At 50.2% G+C, this 22,772-nt stretch carries 20 protein-coding genes; 2 read left to right on the forward strand and 18 right to left on the reverse strand.

Annotation, left to right across the window (positions count from 1 at the left end):
* Positions 1-34 precede the first annotated feature (34 nt).
* The 18 genes from JUJ53_RS07945 to JUJ53_RS08030 all read right to left on the reverse strand — a co-directional run bounded on the left by JUJ53_RS07945 (position 35) and on the right by JUJ53_RS08030 (position 20,914).
* Entirely contained in the window at positions 35-769 is a 735-nt protein-coding gene (locus tag JUJ53_RS07945) for an HNH endonuclease signature motif containing protein (RefSeq protein WP_204151461.1), read from the reverse strand.
* A complete protein-coding gene (locus JUJ53_RS07950; RefSeq protein ID WP_204151462.1) occupies positions 741-1,688 on the reverse strand; it encodes a DNA adenine methylase in 948 nt (315 codons plus the stop codon). The genes JUJ53_RS07945 and JUJ53_RS07950 overlap by 29 nt, the downstream gene beginning before the upstream one ends.
* 206 nt (positions 1,689-1,894) lie before the next feature.
* Positions 1,895-3,493: a DUF262 domain-containing protein gene (locus tag JUJ53_RS07955; protein ID WP_204151463.1), complete on the reverse strand. Its 1,599-nt coding sequence runs from the start codon at positions 3,491-3,493 to the stop codon at positions 1,895-1,897.
* A 474-nt stretch (positions 3,494-3,967) separates the two neighbouring features.
* Positions 3,968-4,678, reverse strand: coding sequence for a TrkA family potassium uptake protein (locus JUJ53_RS07960; protein WP_204151570.1), 711 nt, complete (start codon positions 4,676-4,678; stop codon positions 3,968-3,970).
* Between the two features lie 233 nt (positions 4,679-4,911).
* Positions 4,912-6,126, reverse strand: coding sequence for an ATP-dependent 6-phosphofructokinase (locus JUJ53_RS07965; RefSeq protein ID WP_204151464.1), 1,215 nt, complete (start codon positions 6,124-6,126; stop codon positions 4,912-4,914).
* Between the two features lie 54 nt (positions 6,127-6,180).
* Entirely contained in the window at positions 6,181-7,206 is a 1,026-nt protein-coding gene (locus JUJ53_RS07970) for a dihydroorotate dehydrogenase-like protein (RefSeq protein WP_204151465.1), read from the reverse strand.
* A 68-nt stretch (positions 7,207-7,274) separates the two neighbouring features.
* The gene (gene nifJ, locus JUJ53_RS07975; RefSeq protein ID WP_204151466.1) at positions 7,275-10,949 is read right to left on the reverse strand and encodes a pyruvate:ferredoxin (flavodoxin) oxidoreductase; all 3,675 of its coding nucleotides are present in this window, start codon (positions 10,947-10,949) and stop codon (positions 7,275-7,277) included.
* Between the two features lie 434 nt (positions 10,950-11,383).
* Positions 11,384-11,962: a hydrogenase maturation protease gene (locus tag JUJ53_RS07980; protein WP_204151467.1), complete on the reverse strand. Its 579-nt coding sequence runs from the start codon at positions 11,960-11,962 to the stop codon at positions 11,384-11,386.
* A 48-nt stretch (positions 11,963-12,010) separates the two neighbouring features.
* A complete protein-coding gene (locus JUJ53_RS07985) occupies positions 12,011-13,177 on the reverse strand; it encodes a SpoIIE family protein phosphatase (RefSeq protein WP_204151468.1) in 1,167 nt (388 codons plus the stop codon).
* 25 nt (positions 13,178-13,202) lie between these two features.
* On the reverse strand, positions 13,203-13,709 hold the full coding sequence (locus JUJ53_RS07990; protein ID WP_204151469.1) for a PAS domain-containing protein: 507 nt from the start codon (positions 13,707-13,709) through the stop codon (positions 13,203-13,205).
* Between the two features lie 106 nt (positions 13,710-13,815).
* A complete protein-coding gene (locus JUJ53_RS07995) occupies positions 13,816-14,091 on the reverse strand; it encodes a (2Fe-2S) ferredoxin domain-containing protein (RefSeq protein WP_204151470.1) in 276 nt (91 codons plus the stop codon).
* Positions 14,092-14,152: 61 nt separating this feature from the next.
* Positions 14,153-15,580, reverse strand: coding sequence for a Ni/Fe hydrogenase subunit alpha (locus JUJ53_RS08000; RefSeq protein ID WP_204151471.1), 1,428 nt, complete (start codon positions 15,578-15,580; stop codon positions 14,153-14,155).
* 65 nt (positions 15,581-15,645) lie between these two features.
* Complete coding sequence (locus JUJ53_RS08005) at positions 15,646-16,194, reverse strand: oxidoreductase (protein WP_204151472.1); 549 nt, start codon at positions 16,192-16,194, stop codon at positions 15,646-15,648.
* Positions 16,182-16,898: a bidirectional hydrogenase complex protein HoxU gene (hoxU, locus tag JUJ53_RS08010; protein WP_204151473.1), complete on the reverse strand. Its 717-nt coding sequence runs from the start codon at positions 16,896-16,898 to the stop codon at positions 16,182-16,184. The genes JUJ53_RS08005 and hoxU overlap by 13 nt, the downstream gene beginning before the upstream one ends.
* A gap of 45 nt (positions 16,899-16,943) precedes the next feature.
* A complete protein-coding gene (locus tag JUJ53_RS08015; RefSeq protein WP_204151474.1) occupies positions 16,944-18,590 on the reverse strand; it encodes a NuoF family protein in 1,647 nt (548 codons plus the stop codon).
* A gap of 114 nt (positions 18,591-18,704) precedes the next feature.
* On the reverse strand, positions 18,705-19,244 hold the full coding sequence (gene hoxE, locus JUJ53_RS08020; protein ID WP_204151475.1) for a bidirectional hydrogenase complex protein HoxE: 540 nt from the start codon (positions 19,242-19,244) through the stop codon (positions 18,705-18,707).
* A 759-nt stretch (positions 19,245-20,003) separates the two neighbouring features.
* Positions 20,004-20,330, reverse strand: a complete 327-nt coding sequence (trxA, locus tag JUJ53_RS08025; protein ID WP_343327919.1) for a thioredoxin — start codon at positions 20,328-20,330, stop codon at positions 20,004-20,006.
* A gap of 164 nt (positions 20,331-20,494) precedes the next feature.
* Positions 20,495-20,914 carry a cupin domain-containing protein gene (locus JUJ53_RS08030; protein ID WP_204151477.1) on the reverse strand — a complete coding sequence of 140 codons (420 nt, stop codon included), beginning with the start codon at positions 20,912-20,914 and terminating at the stop codon, positions 20,495-20,497.
* 319 nt (positions 20,915-21,233) lie between these two features.
* On the opposite strand from JUJ53_RS08030, the gene JUJ53_RS08035 reads away from it, so the two are divergent.
* Together JUJ53_RS08035 and JUJ53_RS08040 are read left to right on the forward strand one after the other, a co-directional pair.
* Positions 21,234-21,989, forward strand: a complete 756-nt coding sequence (locus tag JUJ53_RS08035) for a hypothetical protein (protein ID WP_239124873.1) — start codon at positions 21,234-21,236, stop codon at positions 21,987-21,989.
* 9 nt (positions 21,990-21,998) lie between these two features.
* On the forward strand, positions 21,999-22,499 hold the full coding sequence (locus JUJ53_RS08040; protein WP_204151478.1) for a hypothetical protein: 501 nt from the start codon (positions 21,999-22,001) through the stop codon (positions 22,497-22,499).
* Positions 22,500-22,772: the final 273 nt, after the last annotated feature.

The following is a 22,772-nucleotide window of genomic DNA, read 5'->3' on the forward strand; positions in this document are numbered from 1 at the left end:
TGCACACAGCATCCAACAGAGCGATCGCTGCTGACTAATCAGAGCTATGACGTTCTATCTCGCGCTCAATCATCTCTTTGACAAACATGGGAATTTCCTTATCTAGACTAGCAGCTCTTTGCTTGAGTTTTTCATACGTCTCAATGTCATCGCCTTCCCAAAGCAGATCTAATCTTCTGACTTGTCGCATTGCTATATGCTCATAATTCTCTGGATATGCCCAGTAGCAAGATAAGCAAATTGACTTGTCTTTCATGTTGCTCCAGTTGTCGCAATGTTCGCATGACCAAGATTTAGCACGGTTGGCAGAGCCACACAGCAGCATAAAGTTTTCCGGCTCTGGATCTGGTTCACCACCAACTTCAAAAGGTATACGGTGATCAATCTGTAGATTACGTTTGTCTACTTCTTCAAGATAAATGAAACACTTGCATCCATGTCTGCTGATCAGTGCTTCTTTAAGCCGCTTGGATAAGCTAGTTCTTCCGGAAAAGCGGGTTAATCTTGCCTTGCTAATGTCGCCGAATCGATAGGCAGCTATTTTTCTGCCATCACCTCCAGTCATGCGAAACGTTTCTAATGGAATGCCACTTTCTCTAACGTCTCTGGCTGCTCTTGGAGGATGATTATAGCCGTAGGTTTCTTTCAACTCCTCGGTTGTGATAAAACCATGCTGCAAAAGGTGGTCAATGACTGCTTTTGGCCTCTTGGCAGTAATTGATCGGCAGAGTTCCAAGAATTCATCTGGTAGTTGTGGTGAATTCTCCATGTTTTTCTAAGAGCGTCAACTGTTTTGGTTTCTTGCAACTATAGATGAAATCTTTGATGGGAATGTCTACTAAGCTTTCAGAGAGACTTGGTGACAAGTATAAAGACTCAATGGTGGTTTCCTCTTTACCAAGTAACGTAGACTGTGAAGATCGGCCAACTTCAAGTTCAAGCCTCTGAAGATTTAAGCTTTCTGGGAGAACTTTACCAAAACTCTTATCACCTAATTTGCCGTCGTAGCTAATAGCAAATACGGCGTTTTTTCGATTGAGGTGTTTAAGTGTCGAAACAAACTCGTCAAAATCTATTCCGGATAGATATCTGGAATCTCTATTTCCACAAACACCTTGATAGGGAGGATCCATGTAGATGAAATCGCCCGATTGAGTTTGTTCTAATACGTCTCGATAATCTAGACTTGTGAACTTACATTTTCCGTTAAGAAGGTTAGATACACCGACTATGTTTTTCTTCATGGTCTCAGGTCTTGTCCCTTTCCGCCTCTTATCCAGACTCTGGTTGAAGAATCCGTCGGAGTTGTAGCGGACTGAGCCTTTGACACATCTGGCTAGTAAGTAAAGGAATAGTCTTGGATCGTTTGTCTCATTAAATCTTGACCTCACTTCAAAATAGTGAGCTATGGAGTCATCATGTTGTTCATTCCATAGTTTTTGGTAAAAGTCTGCTAGTTCATGAGGGGTTTCTATCGCTAGTTCTAAGAGCTTAATCAATGGTTTATTTAGGTCGTTGAGCCAAAAGCTATGGGCGATCTGATGTGCAGAGCTAGCAACGCTAATTGCACCAGTTCCAGCAAAAGGCTCTACGAGTCTAGTCATTTTCGTAGGAAAAAATTGGAGAATTTGCTTTGCCAAATTTCTCTTGCTGCCTTGATACTGAACAAGGTGAGGGAGGTTTGCCATCGTCTCATACGAACAAATGATCTTATAACAGCCTATCACAACAGGCTGAGCTTGTCGCTTTGCTTCGCCTTCTCCCAATCACATTAAGGGGGACGCATCGCTTCGAGGCAATATGCCAGTGTTAAACGTGGCGCTTTGGCTTAATGCAAGGCATTCTACGAGAGGGGCGATCGCCCTTGTATGTCTACTTACCAAGGTAGGGAAACCTAACGCCCCAAGCTAGATATGGTAGATAATAGTAAAGCCGCCCTTTTTTCTAAGAAACTATCATAGTCATCGCTGTTGTATATCTCTTGATCTTCTGGTAAAAGATTGCTTTTTAGAATTTCAATCTTTTTAGCCGAAGGAACAATATTTGCGAAATAGTCAGAGGGCGACTTGCTTGAAATTTTCTTGTTTGAATCAGCAGGTAAGAAGCAAAAATTCACCACTGAAAATCTTTTATTCTTTGACGTCCCTTTTTTGCTCAGATATGAATTAGGAAAAACATGATGGTATTGCTTTCTATTAAATGAAGAAAGGGCTGCTCCTAGATCTATTATTTTTCCATTTGTTAGATCGAGAGGTGAATGCTGAGCACTTAGAAGTAAAAAAGCTCTCGTAATCGGATTTGACTTGGAAAACTGAGCTTGCAGTAAATCATCAGAAGATACAGAGGCTTTGTATTTTTCAATATCAGAAAAATCATAGTCCAAGACTTTATCAATGAACTCAATATCAGCATCCATTTTTGCGGTCGTTTGACCAGTGGAGTATCTATCAGAAAACGATGTTCTCCAGAAATATTGCTTTAAAGCTTCAACCTGCTCGAATGTCTGCCTTTTATTTTTTGAGAAAAATCTACAAAGAGGAATGAGTTGTTGATGAAAAGGAAGAAATTCTATATTGGAGCACTTAATTTCTGTAAACAGGAAATCAACTGTAGATCTGATAGCTTCTTCAACATTTTGCCAGTTATCTCTAACGCGTTCGCCCGTTAAACGTAGAATATTACTCGTTTGAGTAGAGCCAATTATTATTGCGGATACTATTTGAAGTACTAGCTTATGATCTATTGTCCCAAATGATTTCTCGTCAAGCTCCTCTAGTAGTCCATCAATAGAATCAAGAAGATGAAAGTCTTCCGTCCATGTCCAAGCTGTCATAAGGTCAAGCATGCCTAGCTTGGTTCCTGTATTGTTAATTCTCTCGAATATTACGCCAACTTCTTCTCTCGTTCGATTTTTTATCTGAACAACAGGCACTTCATAATTTAGAAATATAGAGGACAGATTTTTTGCAAGAGGATGATATTGCTTATTTAGATTTGATAGTTCGTCAATCAGTTTTATTGGATTAATAATGTTACGCAGGAGAACTATGGAATCTGTTCCTTTCTTGGCCTCGCTCTTAGGAAGAAACGTTTCTCTTGAAAAATCATAGTAGATTTCAAAAATATCCGGATTTGGATTGTATTTCAAGCTCGCTTCTTCTTGTTCTACATTTTCGCTTAATACTGCATATATGGAAGATAGTCTTTGCTGTCCATCCAACACATAATTTACCGGCCAATTCTCGTCTCTGTCAGGAATTCGATAACCTACAATATTTCTTGCTGATTTTAGCTTGTCTTTTTCAGATGCCTCCCATAGCAAAATGCTGCCAATTGGGTACTGCTTCACTAAACTTTCAAGTAGCTCAATAATTTGATTCTGCTTCCAAACATAGCCCCGTTGAAAGGCTGGAATCTTGATCTCACCGTTATCTATGCGATTAATAAGTTTGTCAATTTTCAGTGATGTTGGGTTTAGTTCAGGCTTTTTCATTGAGATTCTTATCTTATGGGTTTTAGGCGTCCCGGGAAGCTAGCATTGTCCGTCATCTGTTTACAGGTAATCTTAGCGACAACATCACTGATTAACTCTTGGCGGTCGGCATTATAGGTATTGCTAGCTTGCAATCGCTCGCTTCAAGGAATTTATGAGCATGTATGAGCATAGTGTGTTCTCAAAAACTATTGACTGAGTAGTCGTAGAAGTTGTATTTGGGAACGCACCTTATAGCTTACTGGTATCATCTTGACAAAACCTCCGAATGCAAATCATAAGTCATTTCATAAGAAATAATTAAAATAACGACTAAGCTCTTGATCAAAACCTAGCCAAGTCAATTATACAGAACTTCCCCACGATACTACATATGTTGAAGGTCTAAGCAGATAGCTTAAGTAAATCTTCATGGTCTGTGGGGAGATCAAAGCTTGAGCGATCGCTCTCCCCACCCCCTTCACACCAACATGATCACAGCGGCAGGCGATCAATATCTTTATTAGAACCCACCACCACCATCACCTTACCTTCTGTTAAACGCATCACGGGACTAGGATTGATCTCAAACTTCTCATCTTCTCCCACCGCCAACAGCGTTAGCCCATAGCGCGATCGCAATTCTAGTTCCACAATAGTTTTGCCATCAAATTCTGGCGGAATCGAGACTTCGACGATACTGTGATCGGGGTCAAGTTCGAAGCGATCGAGGAGACCTGGGCGGGTAAGCGATCGCGCCAGAGCGCAGCCCATTTCATGCTCAGGAAAGACAACTTGGTCGGCTCCGACTCGGTGCAGTAACTTACCGTGGATTTCTGATGATGCCTTAGCCACCACGTAGGGCACCCCGGCTTCTTTAACATTTAGGGTGGTGATGATGCTTTCTTGAATATAGTTGCCGATGGCGACAATCACCGTATCAAAGTCGAAGATGCCGGCCTCTTTGAGAGCCGTGGGCTCTGTAGAATCGAGCTGGATGGCATGGGCGGCTAAATGCTGGGTCATCACGTGGGCCACCAGCCGTTCGTCGGAGTCGATGCCGAGCACCTCATAGCCCAAGCCGTGGAGCGTAGAGCAGACGGCGCGCCCAAATCGTCCTAGACCAATCACAGCAAATTGACGGTTGCCTAAACCACGCAGATTACGGAAAAAGCCCAAGGAGGATAGGGACGGAAGAGAGGACAAGTTCACAGAGGTACTCCAAACAGGGGTGAAATAGCCACAACATCCGCCACGAACCTGGGGACTGGATGCTTATACAATTCAGTTTAGATCTAGTCTACGGTCGTCGGTTGTTGTTGTGAAAGGAGATTGGGGAGCTATGTTCAGGAGGCGATCGCTCTCCAAGACAAAGCGGATAGGATCAACCATCGATCCCATCCGCTACAGTGCTGAGTTGGACTCGCTTCGAGCCTTGGCTAATCGATGACAGGGATGGCGGTTGAGCGGGGCAAGGAGGAGGCATTTTGGTTAGCAATATCAATGCCGATGTAGATGCCTAGAGATTCGGCCACCTGCACCATGCAGCTATCGAGCTGGACTGGGCCAGGGCAGCGATTTTCCTGGTGGCATTGGCGAATGATCGGCATGACGTCATCTAGGGAGCAGGCCTGCACCTGACCGTTTCGCCAGACTACGAGCTGGTTGTAGGTGCCTTCGGCAATCAAGTCGATGGCTTTTTTACCAAAGGCAGTACCCAGTAAGCGATCGAAGGCATTGGGGGTGCCGCTGCGCTGGATATGGCCTAACACGTTGGAGCGGGTATCCACTTGGGTGAGTTCGCAGGCCGATTCGTCATGGACGCCGCATAGTTCTCGGCTACGCTGATGAATTTGTTCAGCGAGGCGATCGCCAATATATTTTTCTTTTTCGCCATCTTGGTTTTTCACACCCTCAGAGATGACTACCAGGGCAAACTTACGGCGATTGTGGCGCAGGCTTTCCAAGCGCTGGCAGATCTGATCCACGACCATGCTGTTGAGGATAGGCACTAGTTCGGGAATGAGGATCACATCCGCGCCCCCGGCAATACCGGCATTTAGCGCTAGGTGTCCGGCATCCCGCCCCATCACCTGCACCACCATGACGCGATCGTGGCTGGCGGCGGTGAAGGTGAGGTCGTAGAGCATCTTGGTGACCGTATCAACGGCGGTGTTGTAGCCCACCGATTGCTCCGTGAAGGGCACATCGTTATCGATGGTTTTGGGGATGCCGATGACATTCCAGTTGCCTTTTTCAGCCAGTTGGCAAATAATCTCTAAACTGCCATCGCCGCCAATGGCAATCAGGGCATCAAGACCCAAACGTTCGTAGCCCGCTAGAATCTCTGCCTGCACATGGGGATCACGGGGATTGCCGCGACTGAGAGAACCGAGGATACTGCCGCTGAGAAACTGCAGGACATCTAGACCATGCAAAAGTCCAGGAATATCGTAACCATGGTCAGATAGCTTGAGTTCTTCGGGAGAACAAAGCCCCTGAGTAACCCGAATGAAGCCGTCTGTGCCGTAGGGAATGCCATAGACATCCCATCCTTGCCGGCTGGCGCATTTCACCACCGAGCGGATCACTGCATTCAAGCCGGGGCAATCACCCCCGCTGGTTAAGATACCAATTCGTTTACGACGTTCCATAGATATTCTCCGCATGGACTAGACCCTTAGACGACTGGAGGGACAGCTCGTCTGCTACCGCACCAGATCCACTGAACTCATCCAATCCGGTTGATAGGTTTGGATGGCTTTCATGTATTGAGCCCGCTCAAACTCGCTAGGGTTGGGACACCGTAGCTGGCTCATGCTGCCTCGCAGTTGCTGTACTGATTCATAATCATGCTCTTGGAGCCAAGTCTGCAACTCTTGTTCGATATTCTTCAAATGTCCGATGCCGTGGCGGAGCAGAACGCTGACCAGTTGGGTGACCGTTGCACCGGCCATGAGCATTCGTACCACATCTTGTCCTTTATGAATGCCGCTGGTGGCGGCAAAGTCTACGGGGATGCGTCCGTAGAGCAGCGCAATCCAGCGCATGGGTAGGCGCATATCTTGGGGGGTGCTGAGCAGTACGTGGGGACGCACTTCTAGGTCTTCGATATCGATATCGGGTTGATAAAAGCGGTTGAACAACACCAGACCATCGGTACCCGCCTCATACAGTTGGTGGGCCATGGAGGCCATGTTGCTGAAATAGGGGCTGAGCTTCACCGCCACGGGGATTTGCACCACTGACTTGACAGCTTTGAGGATGTCGAGGTATTGCTGCTCAATATCGGCGGCGCTGGTGTGGAGATCGGTGGGAATGGCGTAGATGTTGATTTCCAGGGCATCGGCTCCGGCCGCTTGGATCTGGCGGGCATAGTCTGTCCAGCCGCCTAGGGTAGAGCCGTTGAGGCTGGCGATGATGGGAATATCGACCATGTCTTTGGCGGCGCGGATGTGGTCGAGGTAGATGTCAGTGCCCACGTGGAACAGGTCGGGTTCGGGGAAGTAGGTGAGGGCTTCGGCGAAGCTTTCGGTGCCGTATTCCAAATGATGGTGGAGTTCTAGGCGATCGCTCCGTAGCTGTTCTTCAAAGAGTGAGTGGAGAACAACGGCAGCAGCGCCAGCATCTTCCATCTGCCGCAGGTGCTGGATGTCTTCGGTGAGGGGGGCGGCAGCGCCTACTACCAAGGGCGATCGCAGCTCTAAGCCTAGGTAGGTTGTAGTCAAGTCCATAATCGTGTCTCCTGCTTGGACGGTCTGACAAAGTGGGCTAGGTGCTGGTTGGCACCTAGCCGGTGAGGCTATGGGGCTGTGGGCTCCGAGGGAGGGCTGGTTTGCCCGTTCATCTGCCGTTCTGCCATGGATTGGTAGAGATGCCAGCGGGTGTTGACGTCGCCTTGGGCAGCTTTCAGGAGGCGTTTGGCATCATCAGGTTTGGTGCGGGTCAGCATCTTGAAGCGATTTTCGCGGTACATGGACTGTTCCACGGTGGCCTTGGGCGATCGCGAGTCTAGCTGTAGGGGATTTTGTCCAGCATCGGCGCGGCGTGGGTCGTAGCGGTAGAGCAACCAGCGCCCAGAATCCACCAGGGCCTTTTGCTGCTGCATGCCTTCGGTCATGTTGATGCCATGGGCGATGCAGTGGGAGTAGCAGATGATCAGCGAGGGGCCGTCGTAGGCTTCGGCTTCCAGGAACACCCGCAGGGTATGTTCATCCCTGGCTCCCATGGCGACGCTAGCCACATAGGCGTTGCCGTAGGTCATGGCCATGAGACCGAGGTCTTTCTTGGGAGCCGGTTTACCGCCGGCAGCAAATTTGGCCACGGCTGCCCGAGGCGTGGCTTTGGACATTTGTCCGCCGGTGTTGGAATAGACTTCGGTGTCGAGCACCAGGATATTGACATTGCGACCGCTAGCCAGGACGTGATCTAAGCCGCCGTAGCCGATGTCGTAGGCCCAGCCGTCGCCGCCGATGATCCAGACGCTTTTCTTCACCAGGTAGTCGGCCAGGGACTGGAGATTCAGCAACTTGGCCCGGAGCTGGACGGTGGTTTGGGTGGTGGACTCTACCGATGAGCCACCGCTGACGTTCACCGGCACCCGGCCGCCATGGTCGCCAATTTGGGCCAGCCAAGCGGCGATCGCCTCCTTCACTTGGGCTACTTGCTGCCGCTGTTCGGCAATATCGGCTTCGTCCCGTTGGGAATTGTTGAGAATTGCCGTGGCTAGATCAACGGCGATGGGCGAATCTTGCAGGTCAATGGCGAGGTCGTGGAGCAATTCCCGAGCATACTGGGCTTGCTTATCGACGGAGACCCGGAAGCCGAGGCCAAATTCCGCGTTATCTTCAAACAGCGAGTTTGACCAAGCGGGGCCACGACCCTCGGCATTGTGCGTCCAAGGCGTTGTCGGTAAGTTACCGCCGTAGATCGATGAACAGCCGGTGGCGTTGGCAACCAACATGCGATCGCCAAAGAGTTGCGTCGCCAGCTTAATGTAGGGAGTTTCACCACAGCCCGCACAGGCTCCGGAGAACTCAAACAGGGGCTCCTGCATCTGTTGCTGGGCGATCTTATGCAGGTTTAATGCTAAGCGATCGGGATTGGGAACCTTGAGGAAAAAGTCCCAGTTATCCCGCTCTTGCTCTCGCAGCGGTAATTGGGGAGCCATATTGATCGCTTTCTTGCGGGGCTCTGCCTTATTTTTGGCAGGGCAAACATCAACACAAAGAGCGCAGCCCGTACAGTCTTCCGTCGAGACCTGAATGGTAAACTTCAAATCCGACCAAGCTTTATCTTTGGCATCGATACTCTTAAAGGTTTCCGGTGCGTCGTCCAGCATTTGGGGCTCATACACCTTGGAGCGAATCACCGCATGGGGACAGACCATGACGCATTTGCCACACTGGACGCAAACATCTGGATCCCACACCGGCACCTCATGGCCCACATTGCGCTTTTCCCACTGGGAGGTGCCGCTAGGATAGGTACCGTCTACGGGTAGGGCGCTCACCGGCAGGTCGTCGCCTTGGCGAGCCATCATCTGTCCCAACACATTGCGCACAAAGGCGGGAGCGGTATCGGGCACCCAGGAATGGGGCTCGGCAGCGGCATCAGGAATGGCACCCACCGGAATCTCGTAGAGATGTTCTAGGGTTTGATCGACGGCTTTGATGTTCATCTGCACCACTTCCTCACCCTTCTTGCCGTAGGTTTTGCGAATCGCTTTTTTGATTTGAGCGATCGCTTCTTCCCGAGGTAAGACACCGGAAAGGGCAAAGAAACAGACCTGCATGACGGTATTAATCCGTCCGCCCATGCCCGCCTCCCGAGCCACTTGCAGCGCATTGATGCAGTAGGGTTTAACTTGCTTGGCGACAATAGCGTCTTGCAGCGATCGCGGCAGTCTTGCCCAGGTTTCTTCCGGATCGTAGATGCTGCTCACCAGGAAAGTTGCGCCGGGCTCTGCCTCTTTGAGTAAGTCAAATTTTTCGACAAATTCCCACTGGTGGCAGGCAATAAAGTTGGCGCTGGTAATCAGATAGGTGGAGTGAATAGGATCGGGGCCAAAACGCAGGTGGGATACGGTGACCGAGCCGGATTTTTTGGAGTCATAGACAAAATAACCCTGGGCATAGTTATCTGTTTCTTCGCCAATAATCTTAATCGAGTTCTTATTTGCGCCTACGGTGCCGTCGGAGCCTAAGCCATAGAAAATAGCCCGGACGACGTTATCAGGCTCGGTGGAGAAGCTGGGATCTACGTCCAAGGACGTCAGAGTGACATCGTCGATGATGCCCACTGTGAAGTGATTACGCGGTTCATCAACCGCTAAGGTATCCAAAACCGACCGCACCATGGCGGGGGTAAATTCCTTCGACGACAGTCCATAGCGACCGCCGACGACATGGATGGAGCGGTTTAGCTCTCGCACAGCGCACAGGACATCAAGATACAGTGGTTCGCCAGCACTACCCGGTTCTTTGGTGCGATCGAGAACTGCCAGATGGGTGACTGTTGCTGGGAGGGCTGCAATGAAGTCCACCATCTCAAAGGGGCGATAGAGCCGCACCTTGAGCACGCCCACCTTTTCCCCCTGGGCCACCAAGGCATCCACCGCTTCCTGAGCCGTTTCACAGCCCGATCCCATGAGCACCACCACCCGATCGGCATCCGGTGCGCCGTAATACTCATAGAGTTGATACTGCCGGCCGGTGAGCGCGGCGAAATCATCCATCGCCTGTTGCACAATGCTTGGACAGGCATTGTAGAACGTATTGACGGTTTCCCTAGCTTGGAAATATACATCAGGATTTTGGGCCGTGCCGCGAATGACAGGGCGATCGGGCGTGAGGGCCCGGTGGCGATGTTCAACAATCAGGGATTGGGGAATAAAGTCCACCAAGGTGTCATCCGCTAACAGCTCCACTTTTTGGATCTCGTGGGAGGTGCGGAAACCATCAAAGAAATGCAGGAACGGAATGCGCGATTCTAAACTGGCCCGGGTGGCGATCGCCGCCATATCCTGAGCTTCCTGCACCGAAGCAGAACAGAGCAATCCACAGCCCGTGGCCCGTGCCGCCATCACATCACTGTGATCCCCAAAGATCGATAGCCCCTGGGCCGCCAGCGATCGCGCCGCCACATGCAGCACCGCCGGGGTCAGCTCCCCGGCGATTTTATACAGGTTGGGCAACATCAACAGCAGACCTTGAGATGCGGTAAACGTGGTGGTGAGAGAGCCTGCTTGCAGTGCCCCATGCACCGCTCCGGCTGCCCCTGCTTCACTTTGCATCTCAACGACAGAGGGGACGGTGCCCCAAAGATTGGGCTGCTCTGCTGATGCCCAAGCATCCGACCACTCACCCATGGGCGAGGCCGGGGTAATGGGATAAATGGCGATCACTTCACTCAGGCGGTAGGCCACCCGAGCAACGGCTTCGTTGCCATCAATGGTTGCAAATGTTCTCTCTGTCATGGTTAAAGCCCTCTTAAAGACACCTGGGCCTTACAGAATAGAAATCGTGTAAGTACCAATCCAATCATCTTGATTTCTAGTAGCTTGCTGATGGTCGATCACTCCTTCGATCACTCATTTAGGAAAGATTGAATGAGGTTAAAGCTGTTAGATTGCTTGCCAGACTTTTGCAACGAGTCTGTTACTTTTGTCGAGGAAGACATGGTGTCTAACTAACTAAAACATTCAGGTTTCATCCTCTAGTGATATGGAATGAAGTTAACAGTTTGCTACCTTGGATTAGTTCCCATACCTCTATACTACCCCCATAAAACCTATCAAGAGTAGCCTTACAATTTTCTTCAGATTACCTCAGCGATCGCCCTTAAATCTCAACAATTAGGATTGTTTTATAACAATTTGCTACATTGTTTTCAGAATTGGCCCCTAGCTTCCTAGAGTGATGCTTCAGTCTCGATAGAATGAGTTACAAATTCAAGAAGTGTTGACATAGCTTGGGCGATCGCGGCTTGGGTGAGGGGGGAAACGGTAATGCCGATATCAAAGGTTTGGGTGGGTATGAGCAAACGATAGGCGGTGGGCGTTGCGCCATAGAGCTGGCGGGCGAGGTCGAGGAGCAATCGCATATCGAGGTGATGTCCTAAGGTGGGTGCAGTTGCCTTAGCTACTAAGCGCTCTAATCTAGGTTGGGTCAGGAGTTCTCCGGGCATAGCCGCATCGACAAAGATCACGGTTTGAGCGTCAGCTATCTCGGCCGCGAGTTCGGGAAGCAGTTGATGCACCGAGAGCGATCGCACCCCTGTCCAGGCATGGGTGGCAATCTGATCCGCCATCTGCTCAGCGATGTAGTAGCCTGCGCCGTCATCCCCACGCAGGGTGTTGCCGTAGCCGATGATGAGGATAGCGGTGGGTTTAAGATCCAAGGGGCGATCGCTCCTTACGTAGGTGGACTCTAATTCAACGAGGCTACGTTTCTGGGTTTCGACGATGCTTAACCCTTGTCTGGTAAGCATCAGAGCATTGATCGACGTCGAAATTTGCCAATCGATACGTGTTCCCCTTTAGCAATAGTCAATAGAGACTTCCTTTTGATGCTGACGCAGAAATTGCACCAAGTCTTCAATGAGACTACGGCGAATGGAAATGTTTTTAGGCAGAAGCGGATTTTGATAGAATTCATTAATTTGTTGACCTACCAAAAATAGAATTGAATCCGCCTGCAGGATTTCCCGCGCTAATAAATAGGCTCCATTATTATCAAACTTAAGTCGGGTGATATCACAGTGACAGGCTTTGATGTATTCGGTAGCCTTAGAAAGGGTTAAAATACCTTCTGTGACCAAATCAATACAGCTTAGAAGACCAATGGGCGGCAGCTCTTTACGAATGGTAGATAAGTCCATGTCGATGGTTTCGCCCAGATAGGTGGCGACGATATTTCCGGTGGTGCCACCACAAATCACCTTGCGTCCCTCAAAGCTGAGCAAGCGGTTAACGTAGTCTTCATCGCGCTCTTCGTCGAGGGGTGGGCCGGTGAAGATCATCAGGGGATTGCGGCGACGGACATAGATGCCGACAAAGGATGCATCATCGCCGATTTCCCCTTGATAAAGAGAGTAGGTTTTTTCAATGACGTCGTGGACAATGGTGCGGGCGGTGCGCGGCTTTTGGTCTAGCACCTGTTCGATATGAGTGGTGATATTATCCCAACCCCAGCCAAAGTTGAGCGCTACGCCCATACCGGCATAAAGCACGCCGTCACTGATGGCTCCCAGAAAATCACCTCGCTCTAGGGTGCCTTCAGATAGAGAAATTTTGCGCCCTAGGATTTCCTCCATGTGGGTTTTGAGTTCCATGCGCCGGCCGTTGCGGATGTAGATGACGGCAGGATTATCAAAGTTGATGACGGTAAAGCTGTTGGTTTCGCAGTTGACCTGGATGATGGTAAAGGTTGAGTAGGCAATATTTCTTACCTGGCAAATGGGTAAGGTGGCGATAATAGTTTTCAGCACCTCCTCCAACGGCACCTCCGCTGTCAACATAGTCAACAGGATTTCCGTCGTCAGGGTAGCCAGAATATTGGCCTTGACACCGCTTCCCAGTCCATCAGACAGCACAATCGTGGCGGCTTTATCAGTTTTTAGAAACTTCACCTTGTCGCCACATAGCTCTTCGCCTTTCTTGTTCAGGCTGAAGGGATAGATATCGAGGAAGTTATCAACGGTCATGTCCTATCCTATTGTGCGATCGCCCCTAAAGAACCTCTTTTTCCAGCATCTGAATAATTTTCAGCAGACTCACCTTTGTTTCCGCTGTGGTTTCTCCCAGTAATCCAGCAATTTCCTGCACCACCTTCATTTGATGATCAACGACTTCATTAACTTTGCGAATCGTATCTCGCTTCAGCTTTTGCAACTCGCGCCGCTGGCTTAGTTCGTGGCTGAAATCTACCATAATGCAGGCGATCACCCCTTCTTCCTCAATGGAAAAGACCATCTGCTTCACAAATAGATTATAGGAAGGATATTCCCGAGTCTGACGTACAACCCTATCCTTGTCCCAGGCTTGCTGAAAATCGTCCATGCTATCTAGGATGGTGGAGGCAGGCTGTCCGATGATGTCGTCGCCATTGACCTGGAACATGGTGCAGAAAGCAGGATTCACCAGTTTGACGTAGAAATTGGCGTCCACCACAATTAAACCGTTGGGATCATAGTCCCACAGCAGTCGCCAGAGATGATTGGAATGGGGGTCAGACATGATAGTCTCTGGTGGATAATTTTGAGGAATGGTACGTCATCAATCGAGTCAGCGTCTTTGGTTGGCAGCCCTTAACCCAACCCGCAGGTTAGGAAAGATATGAGACCTAGGGCGATCGCGCCAGGGTTGCTTGAATTTCCGGTAGAATATCTTGGGTGAAGATGGTTTCTACGTTTTGAGGGCTAATATCGACAAAGCAGCGATCGCCCAGCTTCATGACGATACCGTGACTACAGGTTTCTAGACAAAAGGATCCTTTGAGTTCGACAACGTTTTCAAGCTCATGGGCTTGGATTAAGGACTGCAGCTTGGGTAAAACTTCATAGACCCCTAGCTGGTGACAGGCGGATCCCATGCAGAGAAATAAGTTTTCCTTGGTCATCATTCACCTCGCTGTCTCCTAGGAGCTGCCGTTCGATCATAGAGCATGACATGAACATCATCTAATCACGAAATACCTCCTGAATCACGTGACCATCGGAGCCCAGAAGCTGCACATGGAGGGGCATCTGTCCGGCAGCGTGGGTGGAGCAAGATAGACAGGGATCGAAGCAGCGGATGCCGGCTTCCACACGGTTGAGAAATCCTTCGGGAATATCTGAGTTATGAATATAGTGTTTGGCAATTTGCGCCACGGTTTTATTCATAGCTAAGTTATTTTGACCGGTGGCAATAATCAGATTCACCTTTTGAATCAGACCATGTTCATCAACCTTGTAGTGGTGGAATAGAGTACCTCGGGGAGCTTCGCTGACGCCGATCGCTTCCAGCTCATTCACCCCACCCTCGGCACGAACACGGGTGGAGACAATATCAGGATCGTTGACGAGATCTTGGATATGTTCCAAGCAGGCTAGGATTTCAATCAGGCGAGCATAGTGGTAGAGGAACGACGAGGTGGGTACGCCACCGGCGCGATCGCGGAATTCTTTCAGTTCCTGGTCGGCTTTAGGGGTGCCGATGTAGCGGCAGACATTGAGCCGTGCTAGGGGCCCCACTCGATAGATGCCGGCGGGATAGCCCAAGGGTTTGTAATAGGGGAATTTTAGGTACGACCATTTTTCCACCGCTTCGCCAAGGAAGCTAGCGTAGTCATCTTCACTGAGACCATCGGCAATAACGGAGCCGTTGCTATCGACAAAGCGTAGATGTCCACCGTAGTGATCCCACTTACCATCTTCGCCGACCAGTCCCATAAATAAGGAGGGAAATTCGCCAAAAATGCCGATCTCATCCTTCAGTTGCTGATCGATCAAGGTTTTGAAGAGGTTCAGCGCGGTGGTGATTGTTTCAAAGGATTCTGGAAGGCGATCGCGAATCCAGGTACGACCCTCTTCCGACAGGGGCGATCGCACCCCACCGGGTACCGCCCAAGCGGCATGGATTTTGCGTGCTCCCAGCAATTCAATAATCGTTTGCCCAAACTGACGCAGACGAATGCCGGCCCGCGCTAGGTCTGGATCGGCAGCAATTAAACCAAAGACATTGCGCTTAGCTGGGTCGCTATCCCAACCCAGCAGAAAATCAGGACTGCTGAGGTGGAAAAAAGATAGGGCATGGGATTGGGTGATCTGAGCTAGGTTCATCATCCGCCGCAGCTTTTCCGCCGCCACGGGAATTTTCACGGCTAGGATCTTATCGCCGGTTTTGGCAGCAGCCAGTAAGTGGCTGACGGGACATATGCCGCAGATGCGCGCCGTAATGCCGGCCATTTCTGTAAAGGGCCGTCCCTCACAGAACTTTTCAAACCCTCGATATTCCACCACGTGAAACCGAGCGTCATCCACTTCCCCCGCATCGTTGAGGAAAATAGATATCTTGGCATGGCCCTCAATGCGAGTGACCGGATCAATGACAACTGTTTTGGACATTCTTCCTCTCCCAATCTCTTTGTACGCGATCGACGTAATCGACGCATCGCTTCGATATCGCAGTCCTAGCCAAACTTAATCATCGATCGCCCTTCCATCACCGGCATTTCGCCCTTCAGCAACGGTTCTAGGGTCGCCCGAATGCGATCGGCAGAGGGGGGACAGCCGGGCATAAAGATATCCACCGGCACTACCTCATGCACTGGAACAACTCGGTCGAGTAATTCCGGCACAATCCCCGGTTCATCGGGTAATTGGGGCGTCACGTCGCCTAGTTCCAGATAGGCCCGCTTGAGGACAGCACTAGAACTCCCCAGCATATTGCGCATGGCAGGTACGTTAGCCGTCACAGCGCAGTCGCCAAAGGAAATCAGCAGTTTAGTTTTACGCCGCACGTCGTAGATTAGCTCTAGGTTCTCCTGGTTGGCGATCGCCCCTTCCACCAGGCATACATCCACTCCCTCAGGATAGGTTTTGAGATCACAGCCCACGGGACTAAATACCACATCAACGGCGGCAGCTAGATCAATCAGCCATTCGTCAAGATCGAGAAATGACATATGGCAGCCAGAACAGCCCGCCAGCCAAACTGTGGCAAATTTTATCTTGTCCATTGTTGTTGCTCCCGTGCAGTCACCAAAAACTCTAACTTAGCGCGATCGCCTACCTTTTCTGCCGTGGTATCGCCTTTGCGGAAAATGGCTCCTGTGGGGCAGGCATCAACACATTTGCCGCAGGAGGTACAGGCATCTACCTCACCCCAGGGTTGATTTAGCCCCGACACAATGTAGCAAGCCGCGCCCCGCTGAGCCACATCCCACACATGGGCTCCTTCCACTTCATCGCAGACCCGGACGCAGCGCGTACAGAGGATACAGCGGTTGTGGTCGATGCCAAACTGTTTGTGGGAAATATCAACGCCGCGATCGGGAAAGCGATAGGTAAACCGGGAGTGATCCATGCCCACCTGCACCGCCACATCCTGCAATTCACAGTTGTTATTGGCAACACAGACCGAGCATACATGGTTGCCTTCGGCAAACAGCAGCTCCACGGTCATGCGGCGATAGGTCTGGAGTTTTTCCGTATTGGTTTGAATATCCATTCCCTCCGCCACTTCCGTGACGCAGGCAGGCAGTAACTTATTGATACCCTTTACTTCGACAAGACAAAGGCGACAAGCTCCCACATCCGATACGCCCTCTAGATGACAGAGGGTGGGAATGGGCACTCCTGCCTCCTTGGCAGCCTGCAGAATCGTTGCGCCTTCTTCAATGGCGATCGCCGTTCCGTCAATGGTTAATGTTTTTACAGACATGGATGTTCCTCACTGGCAACTGGCGCTCATGGTTATCTCTGGGAATTAAGGGGATACAGAGGAGGCGATCGCATCGGACTGTACCGAATGTCCGTTCAAATAGGCTGGCGTTTGCAAGAGAGCATCATATTCTTCCTTGAAATAGCGCAGCGTACTGAGCACAGGGTTAGGAGCCGTCATCCCTAGCCCGCAAAGGCTGGTCTCTTTCACCATGTAGCACAGTGCCTCCATCGTATCTAGATCGGCCTGGGTGGCTTGGCGATTGACGAGCTTATTCAACAGCGCATAGAGTTGTACCGTACCGGTGCGACAGGGAACACATTTGCCACAGGTTTCCCCCCGACAAAATTCCATGTAAAACCGGGCTACCTCCACCATGCTAGTTTCGTGATCCATGACCACCATCCCCCCCGATCCCATCATCGAGCCGACCTTCATCAGAGAATCGTAGTCCACCGGGGTATCGAGCAGCGTGGCTGGAATACAGCCGCCCGATGGCCCCCCCGTTTGCACGGCCTTCACCATGCCATCGGGCACCCCGCCCCCCATCTCTTCCACAATTTCCCGCAGCGTGATGCCCATGGGCACCTCAATCAAGCCGTTGTTGCGGATTTTGCCGGTGAGGGCAAAGATCTTGGTACCCTTGCTGGTTTCTGTACCAATGCCGGCATACCAATCTGCGCCGCCTTTAATGATCGCGCTGATATTGGCTAAGGTTTCCACATTGTTAATCAGCGTTGGACAGTGCCATAGCCCCGACTCCGCCGGATAGGGCGGTCGCGGGCGCGGATTGCCCCTGGCTCCTTCAATGGAATGGATCAACGCCGTTTCTTCACCGCAGACAAAGGCTCCAGCTCCAATGCGAATGTCGATCTTAAAGTCAAAGGCAGAGTCAAAGATCTGGCTGCCTAAGAGGCCATATTTCTTAGCCTGCTGAATAGCTTTCTGCAGCCGCTGGATCGCCAGGGGATATTCCGCCCGCACGTAGATATAGCCGTGGTTTGCGCCGATAGCATAGCCAGCGATCGCCATCCCTTCCAAGATCAGATGGGGATCACTTTCCAGCACACTGCGATCCATGAAGGCCCCCGGATCGCCCTCATCGCCATTGCAGATCACATACTTTTGATCGCCGGGCATTTTACCCACCGTGGCCCATTTGAGACCCGTGGGATAGCCACCGCCGCCCCGTCCTCGCAGACCGCTACGGGTGATTTCATCCACCACCTCCGCCGGGGTGAGGTCATAGAGTGCTTTATAGAGCGCTTGATAGCCACCCGCTGCAATGTAGTCCTCAATTCGCTCCGGATCCAGCTTGCCGCTGTGCTGCCGAACAATTTTCATCTGGCGAGAAAAGAAGGGATGGTGAACATCTCCCTGGATCGGCGTTGCCTCACCGCCGTGCAGAGCGTCAATAATGCTGCTGGCGGTTTCCGGTGTCACCTCTTCGTAGAGCAGCTCATCCGGATCCACCTGCACTAAGGGCCCACGCCCGCAAAAGCCCATACAGCCGACGCCTACCACCTCAACGCGATCGCCTAGGTTGGCATCCTCCACCGCGTTTTGCATATTGCGCATCACGTCTAGCGCATTAGCCGCCCGGCAGCCGGTGGAAGTGCAGCAATGTACTCGAATACCTCGCTGGCGGTGCTTTTCAGTCTCTGCAATCTCTAAGAGTTCTGCCCAGTCCATACTATCTCCTCTTATCTAGGGATGAACCGCATCGAAGGGCCAGCCATTCATCCAAATCTTGCCGTCGGGGAATCGGTACTGAAGTCGGTACTGAAATCGTTACTGAGTCGGTGTTTAACTCGACTGCCAAGCCCGGATTTTGGCGATCGCTGCCTCAGGCTCCACCTTGCCAGCAATACTGCCATCAAACACCACCGCCGGGGCAATACCACAGGCTCCTAAACAACGGGCCGCCATCAGCGATACTTGGTCATCCTCGGTGGTCGATCCCACTTCAATGCCCAACTCCTTCTCCAACGCTTCTACCACCTTGCCACCACCCTTCACATAGCAGGCGGTACCCATGCAAACGACGCAGGTGTGAGCCCCATTAGGCTTCAGGGAAAAGAGATGGTAAAACGTTGCCACGCCGTAGACACGGCTGAGGGGTAGTTTTAGCCCACGGGCAATGTAGGTTAAGGTATCTTCTTCGAGGTATCCAAAGGCTTCCTGGGCAACGTGCAGCACCTCAATCAGCGCATCTGATCGATATTGGTTGCGCTTCATGGTGATGTCGATTTTCTTGAAGCGGCGATCGCCTTCAGCCTTAGGAGATTTGGACGTCCCCTGAACAGGTTTTGCATCTGGCACAGCTTGAACCGACGTAGACGGCATAGTGGTCTCCTCTCGTGGCAGCAGGTGGGCTCGGTTCTTGGCCATTGAGCCTAGCAGGGCGTCAAGGGTCGAGAAGCAGGGACGGTTACCCACAGAAAAACGGCGTCAGCGATCGCAGGTCATCGATCATCGCAAAGGCAGCCAAGGTAATTGGATGCGCACCTCAGCCCGTGAGAAGGCGATCGCGAACAGTTCCGTTCACCCCATCACTATATCAATGGCGATCGCATCTCGAATCATTTTTATAGAATTAAAAAATGTTTCTATAGGATTGGACTCACTTCAGTGAATGTTTGTATAGATTTAGTTCAACTATCATTTAGTCTCTCATAGGTAAACCCAATGATGATCTTTGCAATCAACTCGTGATTTCAGGCTAAAAGCCCTTGATATTCATGACTTCTAGCCGATACGGCTAGGGAAAAGGTTCTGTCATAAACCTAAGGTTGTATCGTAAAACACCGCATCTTAAACAAGACTTCAAATGCTATGATTAGGGTGATTTAAGACTACTAAGTATCCCGAAGACCGCCTTGTTTTTTGCAACTTATATGTTGTTTTTGTGGTTTTTTCCTATTAGTTGAATCTACCCTTGATCAGCGATCAGCAAGAATTGGTTAGTGCATGAATGATGATCTAGGTTCATCGATCGCTTGATGAATAGAGACGGGCCAAAAAAATGCCGGATGGATGGAACCAATCCGGCAAGCTATGGGCGATCGCTCTCTGTTGAACTAGGCTAGAGAGCGGCAATGTCAATCAACTCAGATACTTATCTAGAGCAGCAGCATAATCGTCATACTTTTTCGCGCCAACAATCGTTTCTGCCACCTCGCCCTGTTGGAAAAACATCACGGCAGGAATGCTGCGAATGCCATAGCGCTTGGCCACTTCCTTGTTGGCATCTAGGTCTAGCTTCAGCACCTTGGCGCGATCGCTATAGTCATCGGCCAATTGATCAATCAAGGGGGCAATCATTTTGCAAGGCCCACACCAGGTCGCCGTGCAATCAACGACTAGGACGGACTCTGCACTAAGAAGAGCATCAAATTCGGCTTCATTTTGAATATAATCTGCAGGCATCAGTACATCTCATGAAAGTCCTATTCTCTCATGGCGATCGCTCTTTGATAAGGGGCAGGGCTCTCAACGGCTGTTGTCTGAACAGGCGATCGCCCTAGTGCTTCATGGGAAAAACCATCGATCTCAATTTTATCCATGGCAATTTCAGCTGTGGCTAGATTTTTATTCTAGACAGCTTCTTGACTAGGTTGATGTTGATTAGGAATATATACCTGAACACTTTCTTGTTCATTGGGATCATTGCGAGATACGATCGCGATCGCAGGCTCATGGTCACTAAGATTTCGTGGCTGATGAGGGACGCCCGCAGGGATGAAAATAAAATCACCTTCCTGATTGACAATTGACTTTGTCAGATTTTCGCCATACAACGTCTCTACCTGTCCTTTCAAGAGATAGATTGCTGTCTCAAATCCTTCATGGAAATGAGGTTCTGCCTTAGCACCGGGGGGAATGATGACCATATTCATCGATATTCCTTCAGCGCCGGCCGTTAAGCCAGAAATGCCAACATAGTTAGGAAGGTTCTGACGTGTGTCTGTTGTGCTATCTGGTCTCACGGTAACGATATCTTTATTGAGATCCATCTTTACCTCCATCTTGGTTGTTAAACAGCCCTTTATGATGCCCAACGTTGTATATGCCTGCTCTATCCAGATGCTACCCTAGCGTAACACTCCTATATTAGAAGATCCGGGTAACAACCTTAGATCTTCCTCACCTAGATTCATCCCAGGGCGATCGCTCTCCAGCCATCCTAGCGATCATGATCTATTGGGATAGTGTAGGTTAGATAGTGCAGTCCAGATTTTGGGAACCCTATAGCCAGGCGCTCTTCTGCCACGGTTTGCTGAGTAAGAGCGATCGCTGACATCAGTACATTTGTTTTGTTGATGAGGTTTGACCATGCCTGGAATGCGACGCGGGGATCGGCGGGATAGCTCCTATGACAACTCTGTCCACCATCCAACATCACGATCGTCAGAACCCCTTTCTGCCCATGAATCCAAACAGCTTTTGATGACCCTGCGCGTCCAGAAGCAGGAGCTAGAGCAGAAGGTACAACAAACGGAACAGCAGGCAGAGCAAACCCATCAACTTTATCTCAAAGAACAAGAGCAGTATCAAACAACTCTAACGCTCTACCAAGACGAAAAGACAAACCATCAATCTACGCTGACTCGTTATCAAGACGTCCAGCAAAAATACCAGTCTACAATGACGTTATATCAAGAGGCCCAAGCCCAAGTGACGTCTTATCTTGCCCTCTATGATCAAGAAAAGGCGCGCAGCCAGGAACTGGTTATTCAACTGGAAACGGTGCAGTCTGAACGCGATCAATACCTAACGCTTTACAATGAGGCCCAAACCCAGTTGACCTTTGAACGCCGCTCTAAAGCTGGCATTAAGGGGTGGGAAACTCGCCGCAAGCGCGAAAATGAACGTTTGAAGCAAGAAATTGGAGAAATGACGGCCTTGCTGCATGATTCTCTATCCCGCGAAGATACGGCGATCGGGAATATGGAAGACCTGGCTAATCGTATGGATCGGATTCAGAGCTTGGTCAACTCGGTGCAGGATGGTGCTGATGACACTCCCATAGGTGTAGTACAAAAGTTCAAGCGTATTTGGCAGGCCATTCAAGAGATCATTGCGGAGTAGGAGGTGACCATGAGCGATAATACAGGCTCTGACCTGGTTCCTCGAAAACCTACCTTGGGCGATCGCATGCGTGAGGTTGCCAATCAGCTTCGCCAGGAAAAAGCGATTCAAATCAAGGCTACATCTCGAATTTTGGGAGCTGCCGCCCAGATGTCCCAAAACCACGATCGCTTAATCGATGAGGTGGTTGTGATGGTCGAAGATGATCTCGATCGAGCGGCCCAAGCAGCGTCAGCGACGCCTTACACGGTGGAGGTGTTGAAAGAACGGTTTGCCAGCTTCAAAGAGGCCAAGACCCAGTTGGGCGTTAAGGCTACAAGCTGGACGACCTTGGTCGATAAGCTGAACGCACAGCATTCCCCATCCGCCTCCATGCCGCCTCAACCTGCGAACCCTCCTCCGCAGGCTCAAGATGTTCTAACTCAGCGTCTTGATAGCATTGAGCAAGAGATGCGATCGATGCGGAGAGAGATCCATCAGATCCTGACTCTTCTAGAGCGGTTGGTTTGACTGGGATGGTTATGAATGTCAATAGATAGTTCAGATATAGCTGGAGCTAGCCTGGATGCTTCCAGTTCTTCCTTTTGCAGGCTGAAGTCTTATCTAACTCAGGCTTCCTAGCATCCCGATGTAGTGATTAGATAAAACGTTTCAGCCCAGTCTTTCCAGACTAAAGTAGGCACTCATGTTCCTAGGAGGCAATTAGGCTAAAATCTGCAAGATAGCGGCTGTTTTTGTATGGCCATTCTCAACTTGATTTCTCAACTTTGATTTATCAGAGAT

The organism is Leptolyngbya sp. CCY15150, from assembly GCF_016888135.1.
Taxonomy (GTDB): Bacteria; Cyanobacteriota; Cyanobacteriia; order RECH01; family RECH01; genus RECH01.

Coding starts and splice junctions, on each gene's coding strand:
- JUJ53_RS07945 (WP_204151461.1), bottom strand. CDS start 769: ATGGAGAATTCACCACAACTACCAGATGAATTCTTGGAACTCTGCCGA.
- JUJ53_RS08000 (WP_204151471.1), bottom strand. CDS start 15,580: ATGTCCAAAACAGTTGTCATTGATCCGGTCACTCGCATTGAGGGCCAT.
- JUJ53_RS07970 (WP_204151465.1), bottom strand. CDS start 7,206: ATGGACTTGACTACAACCTACCTAGGCTTAGAGCTGCGATCGCCCTTG.
- JUJ53_RS07985 (WP_204151468.1), bottom strand. CDS start 13,177: ATGACCGTTGATAACTTCCTCGATATCTATCCCTTCAGCCTGAACAAG.
- JUJ53_RS07990 (WP_204151469.1), bottom strand. CDS start 13,709: ATGTCTGACCCCCATTCCAATCATCTCTGGCGACTGCTGTGGGACTAT.
- JUJ53_RS08035 (WP_239124873.1), top strand. CDS start 21,234: ATGCCTGGAATGCGACGCGGGGATCGGCGGGATAGCTCCTATGACAAC.
- nifJ (WP_204151466.1), bottom strand. CDS start 10,949: ATGACAGAGAGAACATTTGCAACCATTGATGGCAACGAAGCCGTTGCT.
- JUJ53_RS07955 (WP_204151463.1), bottom strand. CDS start 3,493: ATGAAAAAGCCTGAACTAAACCCAACATCACTGAAAATTGACAAACTT.
- JUJ53_RS07950 (WP_204151462.1), bottom strand. CDS start 1,688: ATGGCAAACCTCCCTCACCTTGTTCAGTATCAAGGCAGCAAGAGAAAT.
- JUJ53_RS07980 (WP_204151467.1), bottom strand. CDS start 11,962: ATGCTTACCAGACAAGGGTTAAGCATCGTCGAAACCCAGAAACGTAGC.
- hoxE (WP_204151475.1), bottom strand. CDS start 19,244: ATGCCGTCTACGTCGGTTCAAGCTGTGCCAGATGCAAAACCTGTTCAG.
- JUJ53_RS08005 (WP_204151472.1), bottom strand. CDS start 16,194: ATGGACAAGATAAAATTTGCCACAGTTTGGCTGGCGGGCTGTTCTGGC.
- JUJ53_RS08040 (WP_204151478.1), top strand. CDS start 21,999: ATGAGCGATAATACAGGCTCTGACCTGGTTCCTCGAAAACCTACCTTG.
- JUJ53_RS08015 (WP_204151474.1), bottom strand. CDS start 18,590: ATGGACTGGGCAGAACTCTTAGAGATTGCAGAGACTGAAAAGCACCGC.
- hoxU (WP_204151473.1), bottom strand. CDS start 16,898: ATGTCTGTAAAAACATTAACCATTGACGGAACGGCGATCGCCATTGAA.
- JUJ53_RS08030 (WP_204151477.1), bottom strand. CDS start 20,914: ATGGATCTCAATAAAGATATCGTTACCGTGAGACCAGATAGCACAACA.
- JUJ53_RS07965 (WP_204151464.1), bottom strand. CDS start 6,126: ATGGAACGTCGTAAACGAATTGGTATCTTAACCAGCGGGGGTGATTGC.
- JUJ53_RS07995 (WP_204151470.1), bottom strand. CDS start 14,091: ATGACCAAGGAAAACTTATTTCTCTGCATGGGATCCGCCTGTCACCAG.